Consider the following 16304-nt stretch of genomic DNA (forward strand, 5'->3'; position numbering starts at 1 on the left):
GCCCGTGGTCCGCCGGCACCGGGCAGGAAAGAAGGTGCGGAACAGGTGGTGCGGTGGAACGGGGGTGGGCTCGGCCCTTTCCGCGGACGGGACGCGGCCCTCACCGCGTCCCGCCACCCTACCGCGGGGGCCCGCGCTCGCCGCTCAGACGAGCAAGGCGGCGAGGTCGCGATAGGACCGCTGGTTCCGCGCCAGGACCTGGACGCAGACGTGGTCGGCGCCCGCGTCGAGGTGGGCCCGGATCCGGTCGGCGACCTGCTGTTCGCCGCGGAAGGCGACCAGCGCGTCGACGAGCCGGTCACTGCCGCCGCCGGTCAGGTCGTCGTCGGTGAAACCGAGCCGGCGGAGGTTCGACCGGTGATGCGGGGCGAGCTTCACGTACGTGCCGACGTGCTCCCGCGCCACCGCACGCGCCGTCTCGACGTCGCCGTCCAACACCACCGCCTGCTCGACAGCGAGGTACGCGCTTTTGCCGAGCCGTTCCCGGGCCAGCGCCGTGTGCTCCGGAGGGACGAAGTACGGGTGCGCCCCGTCGGCCTGCTCAGCCGCCAGTTCCAGCACCTTCGGGCCGAGCGCCGCGAGCACTCGGCGTGGCCGCGGCGTGGGCGGCGGCAGTCCGGGCAGCTCGGCCTGGTCCATGCCGGCCAGGTATTCGCGGATCGCCGCGAGCGGCTGCTGGCCGGGGAAGTGCCCGCCGAGGCCGACGACGAACCGGCCGGGATACGCCTCGCCGAGCGCCCGCGTCGCGGCCTCCGCCGTGATCGGCGCCCGCCGGTCGAACCGCGCGATCCCGGTCGCCACGGTCAGCTTCGCCGTGGCCGCCAGGATCAGCGCCGCCTGCGTGAACGCGTCCCGCCCGCCGTACTCGCCGAACCAGAGCGCGTCGAAGCCCAGCTCCTCCACCTCGGCGGCGGTTTCGCGCACGGCGCCGATCGGGACGCCGTCGAAGAACTGCCAGATTCCCACGCTCATCGCGTCACCTCGGCCAACGCCGGGGCCAGCTCCGCCAGATCGTCCACAATGGATTCGAACGGGCCGCCGGACGGGGTGACGAGCACGTGGTCCGCGCCGGCGTCGAGGAGTTCGCCCAGCCGTTTCGCGATCGTCTTCGCGTCGCCCCAGATGAGGTAGTCGTCGACGAAGCGGTCGCTGGGGCCGTTGATGTCGGCGTCGGTGAAGCCGAGCCGTTTCCAGCCCGCGATATACGCCTTGACGTTGTGTTCGTGCGAAAGCGCCACACTGCGGCGGACGCTCGCCCTGGCTTCCTCGCGGCTGCCGAGCAGCACCGTCTGCTGCGGGATCAGCAACTTGTCCGGCCCGAGGATTTCCCGCGCGTACGGCGTGTGCCCGATCGGCTGGGCGAACGGGTGCGCGCCGTCGGCGTGGTCGCGGGCCAGTGCCAGCATCTTGGGCCCGACGGCGGCCAGCACCCGGGGAAACGCCACCGGGGAAGGGTTTTCCGCCGCTATGGCGTCCATTTCGGACAGATAGTCCCGCATCCGGTCCAGTGGCCGGTACCGCTCGCCGAACTTCGCGGCCTGGAACGCGTGCCCGGCGCCGATGCCGAGCACGAACCGGCCGGGGTGCGCCCGGGCGAGCGTCGCCCCGCCCTTTTCGGCGGTCCGCCCCGGCCGCGACCAGATGTTGGCGATGCCGGTGCCGAGCACGACGTCCGGCACCGAGGCGAGCAGGTCGCCGAAGTGCGCGAACACCTCGCGCGTGCCGGGTCCCTCGCCGCTCCAGACCGAGCGGTAGCCGAGCGCGGCCAGCCGCCGGGTGGCCGCGCGTTCGACGTCCGGCGGTGGGGCCAGCGGCGCGCTCGGCAACCACGCGCCGATCGCGCCGAGCCGGGCCCGGGTGTCTTCGAGCAGGGTCATCTCGTTCCCTCCAGTAATCCGAGGCTGCCTCCGGTTAACATACGGAGGATGCCTCCGAATATCCACCGAGTAGCATTGGCCGGGCGATGACCGAAGTGAAACCGATGCGCGCGGACGCCCGCCGCAACTACGAGCGCCTCCTCGAGGAGGCGCAGCGAGCGTTCACCGAACACGGCGTCGACGCGTCGCTGGAGGACATCGCCCGCCGCGCCGGCGTCGGCATCGGCACGCTGTACCGGCATTTCCCGACCCGGGAAGCGCTGCTCGAGACGCTCCTGCGGGCCCGGTTCGACGGCCAGGCCGAGCGGGCGCGCGTGCTGCTCACCCACGACGAGCCGCTGAACGCCCTGCGCGACTGGCTGGTGGGCCTCGGCGACGCCACCGGCACGTTCCGCGGCTTGGTGGAGCTGACCGCCGACGCGCTCAATGACGAATCGTCGCGGCTGTACGCGTCCTGTCACGCGATGCGGGAAGCCGGTTCCCACCTAGTGGAACGCGCGAAGCAAGCCGGCGAACTCCGCGCGGACGTCACGCCGAACGAGCTGCTTTTGCTGGTGCACGCGGCATCCTGGGCCGGAGCGCACGTGCCGGGCGGTGAGGGCATGCAACGCTTGCTGACTCTTGTTTTCGAAGGATTGCGGCCGAGTTAACACCGTGAGAAGCCAGGGGGGCGGTCAGCGGGTTAAACTCCGCCCTGACCGGGGCACAACGACGTGCTGACACCGTTTGTCGACCCAAGCGTCCTGGAATGTGACCAGATAGTGGGAGCTGCATCGTGACCAAGCCCAGCAAACCCGTCGTCCTCATCGCGGAAAAGCTCGCGCCTTCCGTGCTGAGTGTGTTCGGTGACGAGGTAGAGGTCCGGCATGTGGACGGCACGGACCGTCCCGCGCTGTTCGAGGCGGTGAAGAGCGCCGACGCGCTCCTGGTCCGATCCGCCACGAAGGTCGACGCCGAGGTGCTCGGCCACACCACGCAGCTGAAGGTCGTCGCCCGCGCGGGCGTGGGCCTGGACAACGTCGAGGTCCCCGCCGCCACCGAGCGGGGCGTGCTGGTGGTCAACGCGCCGACGTCGAACATCGTCTCCGCCGCCGAGCACGCGGTCGCGCTGCTGCTCTCGGTCGCCCGGCGCGTGCCGGCCGCCGACCAGAGCCTGCGCGCGGGCGAGTGGAAGCGCAGCTCGTTCTCCGGCATCGAGCTGCAGGGCAAGACCGTCGGCGTGGTCGGCCTCGGCAAGATCGGCCAGCTGTTCTCCCAGCGCCTCGCCGCCTTCGACACCAAGCTCATCGCATACGACCCGTACGTCTCGGCCGCGCGCGCCGCGCAGCTCGGCATCGAGCTCGTCACCCTCGACGAGCTGCTGGAGCGCGCCGACGCCATCTCCATCCACCTGCCGAAGACGCCGGAGACCAAGGGCCTGATCGACGCCGAGGCGCTGAAGAAGACCAAGCCCGGCGTCATCATCGTCAACGCCGCGCGCGGTGGCCTGATCGTCGAGGAGGCGCTGGCCGACGCGATCCGCAGTGGCCACGTCGGCGGCGCGGGCATCGACGTGTTCGTCACCGAGCCGACCACCTCCAGCCCGCTGTTCGAGCTGCCGAACGTCGTGGTCACGCCGCACCTGGGCGCGTCCACCGCCGAGGCGCAGGACCGCGCGGGCACCGACGTCGCCCGTTCCGTGCTGCTCGCGCTGCGCGGCGACTTCGTGCCGGACGCGGTGAACGTCTCCGGTGGCGGCGCCGTCGGCGAGCACGTTCGCCCGTACCTGTCGCTGACGCAGAAGCTGGGCACCGTGCTCACCGCGCTGAGCCCGAAGGCGCCGACCTCGGTGACCGTCGTGGTCAAGGGCGAGCTCGGCAGCGAGGACACCTCCGTGCTGCAGCTCGCCGCGCTGCGCGGGGTGTTCGCCGGTGTGGTCGAGGACCAGGTCACCTTCGTCAACGCGCCGCGGCTGGCCGAGGAGCTGGGCGTCCAGGTCGACCTGGTCACCGAGACCGAGAGCCCGAAGTTCCGCAGCCTGGTCACGGTCCGCGCGGTGCACGCCGATGGCGCGACCCTGACGGTGTCGGGCTCGGTCACCGGCAAGGATGAGGCCGAGAAGATCGTCGAGGTCAACGGCCGCCACTTCGACCTGCGCGCCGAGGGCCACGTGCTGCTGCTCGAGTACCCCGACCGCCCCGGCATCATGGGCCGCGTCGGCACGCTGCTCGGCGAGGCCGGCATCAACATCGAGGCCGCGCAGATCAGCCAGACCACCGACGGCTCCGACGCGGTGATGCTGCTGCGCGTCGACCGGCACGTGGACAACAACGTGCTCCAGCCGATCGGCGCCGCCGTGGGCGCGCACACGATCCGCGCGGTCGACTTCAGCTGACGCACCAGCACGTCGAAGGCCCCTTTTCCGCACACCGCGGGAAAGGGGCCTTCTTTTTCCCCCGGTCCGGGCAGAGCGGCAACATTCGCATAACAGAGGCAATTCGGCACGAAAGTAGGTCTTTCGGGCGGATAGGTTCTGTGCCGCGAGGCCGAACCACACGCCGTGAGGGCACGGTGCGGTGCCGGGCGCTCACCGGTCGGGGGCGATGGGGGAGCGGCCGGCAGGTTCACGATCCGGGCCTCGGGTTAAGGGGTTGGGTATTCATGAGTAGATCCCGCTTACCTGGCTGGACGGCCCGGTCGACGGCCGTGGTGTCCGCCGTGGTGCTCGCGGCCGCCGTCGCCGGCGTCCCGGTCGCGTCGGCGCAGGGGGCGCCGCTCGCCGAGCCGGTCGCGCCCGCGAAGGTCGACGCCTCCGGATTGCAGGGCAAGCTCTCGTCGCGGCTGAGCGCCGCGCAGGGCGAAATCACGGCGTTCGTGGAGCTGGCCAAGAAGCCGGCCGTCGACGCCTTCACCACCGAGCAGAACAAGGGCACCGGCAAGGAGAAGGCGAAGCAGGCCGCGCGCGCCGCGAAGGCCGACACCGCTGCCGCGGTCACCTCCGTGCTCGGACAGCTCAAGGCCTCGGACTCGGCCGCGAAGCTCGTCACGCAGACTTCGAACGCAGTCGCGGGCGCCGTCGTCACAGCGGACGCGGCGAAGATCCGTGAACTCGCGAAGCGCGCCGACGTCGTCTCCGTGCGCACTGTCGTGCCGAAGTCGCGCACGAACGCCAGCGCCGAGCAGCTGACGAACACGCTCGCTTCGTGGCAGCAGACCGGGAAGTATGGCGACAACATCCGCGTCGGCGTGATCGACGACGGCATCGACTACACCCACGCCGACTTCGGCGGCCCCGGCACGCCCGAGGCGTACAAGTCGGTGGACCCGACGAAGGCGTCGCCGCTGTTCCCGAGCGCCAAGGTGGTCGGCGGCACCGACCTCGTCGGCGACGACTACGACTCCAACGGCAAGACCGGATCCCCGACCCCGAAGCCGGACCCCAACCCACTGGCCTGCGGTGAGCACGGCACGCACGTGGCCGGCACCGTCGCCGGCTTCGGCGTGAACGCCGACGGCAGCACCTTCACCGGCGACTACAAGAAGCTGGACAAGAAGAAGCTCGATGCGCTGAAGATCGGCCCGGGCACCGCGCCCAAGGCGCTGCTGTACGCCATCAAGGTGTTCGGCTGCGCGGGCTCCACGAACGTCACTTCGCAGGCCCTCGACTGGGCCCTCGACCCGGACGGCGACGGCGACTTCACCGATCACCTCGACGTCGTCAACCTGTCGCTGGGCAGCGACTTCGGCGCGCCGGACGACCCGGACTCGCTGTTCGTCCGCAAGCTCGCGCAGAACAACGTGCTCCCGGTGTTCGCGGCGGGCAACGGCGGCGACCTCAACGACATCGCGGGCTCGCCGGGCGCCACCCCCGAGGCGCTCACCGTGGCCAGCAGCCGTGACGCGGGCGAACTGCGTGACGCGGTCGAGGTCACCGCGCCGACCAAGGGCCAGCAGCCGGGCCAGTACAGCCAGGACTACGCGGGTTACGACACGCTCGACCTGACCGCCCCCGTCGTCGCCCTCTCCGCGGCGAACAACGCGGGCTGCCTGCCGTATTCGGCCGAGGACAAGGCCAAGGCCGCGGGCAAGGCCGTCTGGCTCGAATGGGATGACAACGACTCCAGCCGCGCCTGCGGTTCCGCCGCGCGCGCCAACAACGCGCAGGCGGCCGGGGCGAAGGCGCTCCTGGTGACCTCGACGCTGGAGCACTTCGCCGCCGGGCTCGCCGGCAACGCGGCCGTGCCGATGTTCCAGCTCACCGGCAAGGCCACCGCGGCGCAGCGGCCCGCACTGGCCGCGGGCACGCTGACCGTGCGCTTCTTCGGCGCCGGCCGGTCGACGCTGCAGACCTACGACCAGTCCATCGTGGACAGTCCCAGCTCGTTCACCTCGCGTGGCGGCCGCGGGCCGGCGCTCAAGCCGGACCTCTCGGCGCCCGGTGACACGATCACGTCGGCGTTCCGCGGCAGCGGCAACGGCCGGGCCGTGCTCTCCGGGACGTCCATGGCCGCGCCGCACACCTCGGGCATCACGGCGCTGATCCGCCAGGCGCACCCGGACTGGTCGGTCGAGGAGGTCAAGGCCGCGGTGATCGACACCGCCGGGCACGACCTGACCGACGGGGCCGGTCACACCTACGCGCCGCAGCGCGTCGGCGCGGGCCGGATCGACACGCTGGCCGCGCTGGACAACCAGGTGCTCGCCTACGTCCAGGACGACCCGGGCGCGGTGAGCGTCAACTTCGGCACCGTCGAGGCGGGCGGCCCGGTCACGCTGACCAAGACGATCAAGGTGGTCAACAAGGGCGTCAAGCCGGCCGAGTACTCGGTGGCGTACGAGGCGGTCAACAGCCTGCCCGGCGTCGAGTACACAGTGGACAAGAGCTCGGTGAAGCTGAGCCCGCGCGGCGTCGCGACGGTGAAGGTGACGTTCAAGGTCACCGACGCCAAGAAGCTGGTCAAGGTGATGGACCCGACCATGCAGGCCACGCAGGCCGGGCTCGCGCGCCAGTTCGTCGCGGACGCCTCGGGCCGCGTCGCCTTCACCCCGAAGAACGGGGCGACGGTGCCGCTGCGCGTTGCCGTTTACGCCGCGCCGAAGCCGGTCTCGGCCATCACGACGCCCGCGGGCGTGCGGTTCGGCGCGGGACAGAACCAGTCCGTGCTGAACCTCGGCGGCAAGGGCGTGGACCAGGGCAGCGGCGCCCAGCGGTACCGCTCGCTGATCAGCGTCCTGGAACTGCAGGCCGAATCGCCGCAGCTGCCGGAGTGCGACGCGGGCGTGACGTCCGACTGCACGCTGAACCGCACCGCGAAGGGCGGCGACCTGCGTTACGTCGGCGCGGCCTCGACCGCCCCGCTCGCCAAGGCGCAGGGCGACCCGGAGAACGCCGTGCTCGCGTTCGGCCTCACCACCTGGAGCGACTGGGCGAACCTGGGCAGCAACACCGTGCCGTTTGTCGACATCGACACCACCGGCGACGGGAAGCCGGACTTCGAGACCTTCGTCACCAAGGCGACGGCCACCGACGTCCTGCTGGTCAACACCGTCTCGCTGACCAAGCCCGGGTTCCCGAGCGTCGACCTGCAGGCGATCAACGGCCAGCTCGGCGACGTCGACACCAACGTCTTCGATTCGAACGTGATGGTGCTGCCGGTCAGCATCGCCGCGCTGGGCATCGACCCGAACGAGGCGTCGCACCGGATCAGCTACACCGTGGGCACCAGCGGCTATTACGTCGCGCCGGGCACCACCAACGGGCTGATCGACTACGTCGGCACGCCGATCTCGTTCGACGCCCTCGCGCCGGCGTACTCGGTCCAGGGCGGCGGCGACGCGGCGCTGGGCTACGTCGCGAAGCCGGGCACCGCGCTCGTGGTGAACCGCAACGCGGCGGCCGTCGCCGAGGACAAGGCGAAGGGCCTGCTGGCGATCGAGCACCACAACGCGGCGGGCTCGCGCGCCGCCGTCGTGCGGATTGAGACGGGCGTGCCGAGGGCATAACACCTTCGGCGCCGCCAGTCCTGAAAAGGCGTGGTGATCCTCCGATCGGGTAACGACCGACGGAACGGTCACCGTCGCCGATCAGCGGGACAAGGGGGCTTTCCGGGCCTTGACGGCTCGGGAGGCCCCCTTGTCATTAACCCGTTCAGGTGTCTCACCCTGCGGGAGGATGCGGCATAAGGGTGGTGCGGCTACGGCCTCTTGTCTACGGCCGGTAACCTTCCGCTGCTGGCGTTTTCTTGCGGATGGGCCATCGGAGCGTTCGGTGGCCTGGTCTACGGAGGTGTGTGGATGCGGCTCGCGGTGATCCCAGGTGACGGGATCGGGCCCGAGGTGGTCTCCGAGGCGCTCAAGGTGCTCGGTGAAGTAGCACCAGCGGCGGAGATCACGAACTACGACCTCGGCGCTGCGCGGTGGCACTCGACCGGGGAGCTGCTCCCGGAGTCGGTGCTGGGCGAGTTGCGTCAGCACGACGCGATCCTGCTGGGCGCGGTCGGCGACCCGTCGGTGCCGAGCGGAATCCTGGAGCGCGGGCTGCTGCTGCGCCTGCGCTTCGAGCTCGACCACCACGTGAACCTGCGCCCGGCGCGGCTCTACCCCGGGGTGCGCGGCCCGCTGGCCGACGCCGGCGAGGTGGACATGATCATGGTGCGCGAAGGGACCGAAGGCCCGTACGCGGGCACCGGCGGCCTCCTTCGCAAGGACACCGAGCACGAGATCGCCACCGAGGTCAGCATCAACACGGCCTACGGCGTGCGGCGTGTGGTGGCGGACGCGTTCAACCGCGCCGAGGACCGGCCGCGCAAGCACCTCACGCTGGTGCACAAGACCAACGTGCTGGAGCACGCCGGTTCGCTGTGGTCGCGGATCGTCGAAGAGGTTTCGCTGGAGCACCCGGACGTGACGGTGGCCTACTCCCACGTGGACGCGGCGACCATCCACATGGTCACGGACCCCTCGCGGTTCGACGTGATCGTCACCGACAACCTGTTCGGCGACATCCTCACGGACCTGGCGGCCGCGGTGACCGGCGGCATCGGCCTCGCGGCCAGCGGCAACCTGGACATCACCCGCCGCAACCCGAGCATGTTCGAGCCGGTGCACGGCAGCGCCCCGGACATCGCGGGCCAGGGCCTCGCGGACCCGACGGCCGCCGTGCTGTCGGTCTCGCTCCTGCTCGACCACCTCGGCCAGAAGGAGGCGGCGCGCCGCATCGAGGCGTCGGTCGCCTTCGACCTGGCCACCCGCGACCAGGCTTCGCCCGGCGCCACCCAGGCAATCGGCGACCGCCTGGCGGCGCTGGTCTCGTCGAACGTGCGCACGGGCTGAGTTTTGCCGCTTGGCTTGAATCCGCTGCTGCCCGGTACGCGAAGCGTGCTGGGCAGCAGCCGGTTGTAGTCGCCAGTCGTTGTAACAAGAACCCCCGCCGCGGAAGACCGGTCGAATTCCGGCGCTGACCCGCAACGGTAGGCCCACGGTCCACACCGGACCGCGAGCGAGCCCGACACCGGCGGTGGTTCGCCCCACCCGTCCCCTCCCGTCGCGGTCTGCGGGAGACGACACCTTCCCCGCCGTGGCTCGCCGTTCGCCGCACGGGTGGCTGTTGTCTTCGTCGCGTGGACCCCGGAACAGATTGGGTCCCGCCGGTGCCTCCCGATGACTTCCCGCCTGACGCCGGATCGGTCTCTCGTGTCTCGCCCGTTTCCGGCGACGGTGCTCCGGGCGCCTGTGTCCCTGGCCGGTCTGCTGCTGCCTTGCCTGTTTCCGGCGGAAACAGCCGTCCCGGCGGAAGCACCGCTGAGGCCGAGGATCGCCGCTCGGCAGTTTCGGCCGTTGCCGATTCGGACGGTCGCAGGCGTGAGTTCGATCCGTCGGCACCGAAGTCGGGGACGGGCCCGGCAGCTGCTCCCATCGACGCCACTACCAGCACCGCTGGCGCCGATACCGCCACCAACGCGGCCGCCTCCTCCGGCACCGCCACCGACACCGCCGCTTCCGGCACCGCCGCCGCTTCCGGCACCGCCGCCGCTTCCGGCACCGCCGCCGCTACTGTCGCGTCCTCCGGTGCCAGCACTGACGCCGCTTCCGGTGCCACTGCCAAAGCGGCCGTCTCCGGTGCGCCCGCCAACGCGGGGATTTCCTCTGGCACCAGCGAGCCCGTCACCGTCTCTGGCACCAGCGCCGACCTCTCCACCGGCACCGACGCCAGTGCCGGTGGCGCCAGCGTCGACCTCGTCACCGGCACTGGCACCGGCGCCACTGCCTCTGGCCCTAGGGCCGATCTCTTCACTGGCACTGGCACTGGCACTGGCACTGGCACTGGCACTGGCACCGACGCGACCGCCTCTGCCGCTAGTGCCGAGCTCTGCACCGACGCGACCGCCTCTGCCGCTAGTGCCGAGCTCTGCACCGACGCGACCGCCTCTGCCGCTAGTGCCGAGCTCTGCACCGACGCGACCGCCTCAGGTGCTAGTGCCGAACTCTCCAGCGGCATCGGCACTACGTCGGCCGCCACCACTTCCTCCGCCTCCACTTCCGCGGCCACCGTCGTCGCCAATCCCGGGCCCACCCGTCGCCGGCTGGCGCCGATCCTCCTGGGACTCCTCGTGGCCCTCCTGGTTTCCGTAGTGGTCGCCGTCGGGATCGGGACGGTCGCCGTGCCGGTCACTCACACGTGGGCCTTTCTCCGGGCCGGGCTCGTCGGCGGCGTCATCGGTCCGGGCGACGTCGGCCAGTACCGGATCATCTGGGACATCCGGTTGCCGCGGGTACTGCTCGCGGTGGTCGTCGGCGCGGGGCTGGCGACGGTGGGTGTCGCGATTCAGGCCATGGTGCGCAACGCGCTCGCGGAGCCGTTCGTGCTCGGCATCTCTTCCGGGGCGTCGGTGGGCGCGACGGCGGTGGCGTTGTTCGGTGTCTTCGCCTCGATGGGCGTCTACGCCCTGTCCGTCGGCGCGTTCCTGGCCGCGCTCGGCGCGACTGTGATCGTCTACCTCGTCGCGAGGACGCGCGAAGGCCTCACACCGCTGCGCCTGGTGCTGACCGGCACCGCGATGTCGTACGGGTTCTTCGCTGTCACCACGGTTCTCGTCTTCCAGGCGCCGAACGGCGAAGCCGCGCGCTCGGCCCTTTTCTGGCTGCTGGGCAGTCTCGCCGGGGCGAATTGGGCGTCGTTGCCGGTGGCGGCGATCGTCGTGGTGGCCGGAGCGCTGCTGCTGTTCGCGCTGTCGGGCCGATTGAACGCGCTGGCCATGGGCGACGAAGCGGCGACGACGCTCGGCGTGAGCGTGCCCCGGCTGCGTGTGCTGCTGTTCGTCGTTTGTTCGGCCATGACCGGAGTGCTGGTGGCGGTCAGTGGCGCGATCGGGTTCGTCGGGCTGATCCTGCCTCATCTGGTGCGCCTCGTCGTCGGCGCCGACCATCGGCGGGTGCTGGCCGTCGCGCCGCTCGCGGGCGCGGTGTTCCTCGTCTGGGTGGACGTTGCCGCGCGAGTGCTCGCCGCGCCCGAGGAGTTGCCGATCGGGGTGCTGACGGCGGCCGTCGGCGTGCCCGCGTTCCTGGTGCTGATGCGGCGCCGGGCCTACGTGTTCGGGGGTGCGTGAATGGACCTCTCGCTCCACGGCGTGACGGTGAGTGCCGCCGGCCGCGCACTGGTCGAGGACGTGACGCTCGACGCGCCGGCCGGCCGGTTCGTCGGCCTGCTCGGGCCGAACGGCAGTGGCAAGTCCACCACGTTGCGCGCTGTCTACCACGTGCTGAAGCCCGCAACCGGCGCCGTGCTGCTCGACGGGCGTCCGCTCGACGCCTTCGCCCCGCGTGAACGAGCGCGCGCGATCGCCGCCGTCGCGCAGGAGTCGCACACGGAGTTCGACTTCACCGTCGCCGAAGTCGTGGCGATGGGCCGGCTGCCGCATCACGGCCTGCTCGACCGGGCAACCGCCGCCGACCAGGACATCTGTGCGGCGGCCCTGCGCCAGGTCGGGCTGGCGGACCTGGCCGGACGAGGCGTGCTCACGCTTTCGGGCGGTGAACGGCAACGAGTCCTGATCGCGCGGGCCCTGGCCCAACAGCCGAAGATCCTCGTGCTGGACGAGCCCACGAACCACCTCGACATCCGCCACCAGCTCGAGGTCCTCGCCTTGGTGCGGCAAAGCGGGCCGACGGTGCTCGCCGCCCTGCACGACCTCAACCTCGCCGCCGCGACGTGCGACACCGTGCACGTGCTCGATGGCGGCCGGCTCGTCGCGAGCGGGACTCCGGCGGACGTCCTGACGCCCGAGCTGCTGGCCGACGTGTTCGGCGTGCGCGCGCACGTCGTGCCACACCCGGCATCCGGCCGGCCGCAGCTTTTGTTCGACCGGCTCGAATCCCAGGAGGACAGTCATGCGTAGGACAGTCGCGATGGTCCTGGTGGCCACGCTGGCGGTGACGGGCTGTGGTGCCCAAGTGTCCGAAGGGGACAGTGGCGCCGTGCCGGCGGGGTATCCCGTCACGGTGACGAACTGCGGTTCGCCGCTGACAGTCCAGCGTCCGCCGTCTCGGGTGGTCACCAACGACATCGGCATCACGGAGCTGATGTTCGCCCTCGGCCTCGGCGACCGGATGGCCGGTTACGTGGTCGACCAGGGGCAATTCGGCGGCGTCGCCTCGTCGCCGTGGAAAGGCGACTTCGCGAAAGTGCGCAAACTCGCCGAGAAGATCAACCTCGAGGTGATGCAGGGCGCGGGCGCGGACCTGGTTTTCGCCGGCTGGAACTACGGCTTCTCCGAGGGCACCGGCTTCACCCCGGACACCCTGCGGCAACTCGGCATCTCCAGCTATCAGCTCACCGAGGCGTGCCGAAACGGCGTCGGCAAACAGCGCGGGATCATGCCTCCGCTCGACGCGCTGTACACCGATCTGCGCAACCTCGGCAAGATCTTCGGCGTGAGCGACCGGGCCGAACAGCTGGTCAAGCAGTACAGCTCGCAGGTCGCGGCGGTCGAGGGCGCCGTCGCCACCGGGCGGCAACGGCCGAAGGTCTTCCTCTACGACGACGGGCGCGACCAGCCGTTCACCGCCGCGCGCAACGCGGGCCCGGACGAGATCATCACCAAAGCCGGCGGCACCAACATCTTCGCCGACCTCGACGACACCTGGACGACGGTCAGCTGGGAGGCCGTGGTCCAACGCGCGCCGGACGTCATCCTGATCAACGACTACGGCGGCGAAGTCGGCACGGTCGCCGACAAGGAGAACTTCCTCCGCTCGCGGCCCGGGCTTCGCGACATCCCGGCGGTCAAACAAGGCAGGTTCTTCGCTTTGCCGTACGCGGCGTTGGTGGAGGGCCCGCGCAACGCGTCGGCTGTGCAGTCTTTCGGCGCTTATCTCGCGGGCCTCCCTCACTGACGCCTCCCACAGGATGGGAAGCTCCGCCCGGTTCTTGGACGCCGGGCGGGGCCTGTGGCATGATGCGACCATGACCGCGATCTCGATCATTATCGCCGAGCGCGCCGGATAGACGCTCCACAAGAGCTTCCGGCGCGCAACCTCTCGCACCCATGCGGGAGGTTTTTTTGTTGCCAGAAACAGGTTCTGCCCCGTCTCAAGGAGATACCGTGACCCGCACGGAGCCCGCCGAAACCCCGCTCGGCGACGCCTTCCACCTCTACGACACCACCCTGCGCGACGGTGCCCAGCGTGAGGGGATCACGTACTCCGCCACGGACAAGCTGGCCGTCGCGCGGCTGCTGGACGAGCTGGGAGTCGGTTTCATCGAGGGTGGCTGGCCCGGCGCGCTGCCGAAGGACACGGAGTTCTTCGCCCGTGCCGCCAAGGGCGAGTTGGAGCTGAAGCACGCGGCGCTCGTCGCGTTCGGCTCCACGCGCAAGGCGGGCACGACGGCGGACCGGGATCCGCAGGTGAGGGCGTTGCTGGATTCCGCCGCCCCGGTCATCACGCTCGTCGCGAAGGCGGACCTGCGGCACATCGAGCGCGCGCTGCGGGCGGATGTCGACGAAGCCTGCGCGATGGTCAGCGACACGGTCAGGTTCCTGACCGGCGAGGGCCGCCGCGTCTTCCTTGACGCCGAACACTTCTTCGACGGATACGCCCATTCCCCGGAGACCTCGCTGCGTGTGCTCGACGCCGCGGCGACCGCGGGCGCCGACGTCCTCGTGCTGTGCGACACCAACGGCGGCCAGCTGCCGCTGGGCCTGGCCGAGACTGTCCGCGAGGTCAAGGAGAAGACCGGATTCCGCCTCGGAATCCATTGCCAGGACGACACTTCCTGCGCCGTGGCGAACTCCGTCGCCGCGGTGCAGGCCGGCGCGACGCACGTCCAGTGCACCGCGAACGGTTACGGCGAGCGGGCCGGCAACGCCGACCTGTTCGCCGTGACGGGAAACCTCGTGACCAAGCTCGGCATGGAGGTCCTCCCGACCGGGGGCGCCGCCGAGCTCACCCGCGTCTCCCATGCCCTTGCCGAAATCGCGAACATCGCACCCGACACCCACCAGGCCTACGTCGGGTCTTCGGCCTTCGCTCACAAGGCGGGGCTGCACGCGAGCGCGATCAAGGTGGATCCGTTGTTGTACAACCACATCGATCCGCCTTCTGTCGGCAACGGCATGCGGGTACTGGTCACGGAGATGGCCGGCAGGGCCAGTCTCGAGCTCAAGGGACGTGAGCTCGGGGTCGACCTTGCCGGCCGGCCCGAAGCCCTGACGAACGCGATGCGGAAGGTCAAGCTCCTCGAATCCGAAGGCTGGTCGTTCGAGGCCGCCGACGCCTCGCTCGGACTCCTGCTGCGGCGCGAGGTCGCGGGCGCCGCCGACGAGGAGCCGGCCGCACCGCCGTTCGAGCTGGAGTCCTACCGCGTGGTGCTCGACCACCGCCCGGACGGTGAGGTGGTGTCCGAGGCCACCGTCAAAGTCCACGTGTCGGGGCACCGCGTGATCGCCACGGCGGAGGGCAACGGCCCGGTGCACGCGCTCGATGCCGCGCTGCGCCAGGCACTCAGCCCGCACCTGTCCTGGCTGGACACTGTCGAACTCGCCGACTACAAGGTTCGGATCCTGCCCTCCCATCCCGGCACGGACGCCGTCACGCGGGTGCTGCTGGAAACGACTGATGGCTTGCACGAATGGACCACGGTGGGCGTCCACGGGAACATCGTGGAGGCCAGCTGGCTCGCGATGTGTGATGCGTTGGTGCACAAGAGCCTGGCCCCCACGACGTGATCCGCGCAAGATTCTCTTGACGCGAGCGGCCCGTTCACGACCTCGCCGGCACGAATGGGCCGCTCGTGCCGCAGGTTGGCCTTGGGTCCGCGTTGTGAGATGCCCCTTGTGTGCGGACGTCCGTGCGCTCCATTCCGGCGATTGCGCTGCTTACCTTTTTGCTTGTACCAAGGTGATTTGTGGCACGGCGAATGCGTTGTGAAGGCGTCTTCTGCGCCTCGTTTGACCGGCCTCGCTCGTGCGGGCGTTATCGTGCGTTTCGCCGTGGCGCAGGTCACGAGAGGACCTTTCGCACCGCACTGTCGCGAATGGTCCCTTCACTCCCGAAAACAGGAGGTTTCCCGAGGTCGTGGCCGGCGCGAGCGGCCCGTTCGCGCCGTGAGCGTCGTGAATGGGCCGTTCACGACGCGCGGGGTGCGCGCCCGGCGGCGGGCGTACGTAGACTGGCCGGGTGCGTCTAGCTCGTATTGCTCATCCCAGTGGTGTCGCGTTCGCTTCGGTCGAGGGTGAAGGTGACGACGCCCAGGTGCTGGAGATCGCCGAGCACCCGTTCGGCCAGCCGAACTTCACCGGCAAGCGGTGGCCGCTCGCCGACGTCCGGCTGCTCGCGCCGATCCTGCCGTCCAAGGTGATCGCCGTCGGCCGGAACTACGCCAAGCACGCGGCGGAGTTCGGCAACGAGGTGCCGTCCGCGCCGATGCTGTTCATCAAGCCGTCCACCACCGTCATCGGCCCCAACGCGCCGATCCGCCGCCCGTCGGGCATCGGGCGCGTGGATTTCGAGGGCGAGCTGGCCGTGGTCATCGGCCAGCCGATCAAGAACGTGACCGCCGCGCGCGCGGCGAGTGCGATCCTCGGCTACACGGTGGCGAACGACGTCAGCGCGCGTGACCTTCAGAAGGCCGACGGCCAGTGGGGCCGGGCGAAGGGCTTCGACACGTTCTGCCCGCTCGGCCCGTGGATCGAGACGTCGCTCGACCCGTCCGACCTCGCGCTCCGCAGTGAGGTGGACGGCGAGGTCAAGCAGGACGGCCGCACCTCGGACCTGGTGCACACGGTGCCCGAGCTGGTCGAGTTCGTGTCGGGCGTGATGACGCTCTTGCCCGGCGACATCATCCTCACCGGCACCCCCGAAGGCGTCGGCCCGATCGACGACGGCCAGCAGGTCTCGATCACGATCGAGGGCATCGGCACGCTGACCAACCCGGTGCAGAACGTCTGACCT

General features: G+C 70.4%; 11 protein-coding genes. 9 read left to right on the forward strand and 2 right to left on the reverse strand.

The genetic code is table 11. The features are described 5' to 3' along the window. Positions 1–144: 144 nt before the first annotated feature. Both OG371_RS24995 and OG371_RS25000 read right to left on the reverse strand, forming a co-directional pair. Positions 145–972, reverse strand: coding sequence for a TIGR03620 family F420-dependent LLM class oxidoreductase (locus OG371_RS24995; protein WP_329057518.1), 828 nt, complete (start codon positions 970–972; stop codon positions 145–147). After that, a complete protein-coding gene (locus tag OG371_RS25000) occupies positions 969–1877 on the reverse strand; it encodes a TIGR03620 family F420-dependent LLM class oxidoreductase (RefSeq protein ID WP_329057520.1) in 909 nt (302 codons plus the stop codon). The genes OG371_RS24995 and OG371_RS25000 overlap by 4 nt, the downstream gene beginning before the upstream one ends. Positions 1878–1963: 86 nt before the next feature. On the opposite strand from OG371_RS25000, the gene OG371_RS25005 reads away from it, so the two are divergent. The 9 genes from OG371_RS25005 (at position 1964) to OG371_RS25045 (ending at position 16301) form a co-directional block, all read left to right on the forward strand. Next, complete coding sequence (locus tag OG371_RS25005; RefSeq protein WP_329057522.1) at positions 1964–2527, forward strand: TetR/AcrR family transcriptional regulator; 564 nt, start codon at positions 1964–1966, stop codon at positions 2525–2527. A gap of 125 nt (positions 2528–2652) precedes the next feature. Then, positions 2653–4251, forward strand: a complete 1599-nt coding sequence (serA, locus tag OG371_RS25010; protein ID WP_329057523.1) for a phosphoglycerate dehydrogenase — start codon at positions 2653–2655, stop codon at positions 4249–4251. A 266-nt stretch (positions 4252–4517) separates the two neighbouring features. After that, complete coding sequence (locus OG371_RS25015) at positions 4518–7859, forward strand: S8 family peptidase (protein WP_329057526.1); 3342 nt, start codon at positions 4518–4520, stop codon at positions 7857–7859. A 291-nt stretch (positions 7860–8150) separates the two neighbouring features. Further along, on the forward strand, positions 8151–9188 hold the full coding sequence (locus tag OG371_RS25020) for a 3-isopropylmalate dehydrogenase (RefSeq protein ID WP_091629065.1): 1038 nt from the start codon (positions 8151–8153) through the stop codon (positions 9186–9188). Between the two features lie 1250 nt (positions 9189–10438). Beyond that, entirely contained in the window at positions 10439–11461 is a 1023-nt protein-coding gene (locus OG371_RS25025; protein WP_329073258.1) for a FecCD family ABC transporter permease, read from the forward strand. Continuing rightward, the gene (locus OG371_RS25030) at positions 11462–12250 is read left to right on the forward strand and encodes an ABC transporter ATP-binding protein (RefSeq protein WP_329057528.1); all 789 of its coding nucleotides are present in this window, start codon (positions 11462–11464) and stop codon (positions 12248–12250) included. It abuts the gene before it with no gap. Then, the gene (locus OG371_RS25035; protein ID WP_329057530.1) at positions 12243–13247 is read left to right on the forward strand and encodes an ABC transporter substrate-binding protein; all 1005 of its coding nucleotides are present in this window, start codon (positions 12243–12245) and stop codon (positions 13245–13247) included. Before OG371_RS25030 ends, OG371_RS25035 begins: the two co-directional genes overlap by 8 nt. A gap of 209 nt (positions 13248–13456) precedes the next feature. Next, positions 13457–15079, forward strand: coding sequence for a citramalate synthase (cimA, locus tag OG371_RS25040; RefSeq protein WP_329057532.1), 1623 nt, complete (start codon positions 13457–13459; stop codon positions 15077–15079). A 451-nt stretch (positions 15080–15530) separates the two neighbouring features. Then, positions 15531–16301 carry a fumarylacetoacetate hydrolase family protein gene (locus tag OG371_RS25045; protein WP_329057533.1) on the forward strand — a complete coding sequence of 257 codons (771 nt, stop codon included), beginning with the start codon at positions 15531–15533 and terminating at the stop codon, positions 16299–16301. Positions 16302–16304: the final 3 nt, after the last annotated feature.

The sequence above is a fragment of the Amycolatopsis sp. NBC_01480 genome (assembly GCF_036227205.1).
Classification (GTDB): domain Bacteria; phylum Actinomycetota; class Actinomycetes; order Mycobacteriales; family Pseudonocardiaceae; genus Amycolatopsis.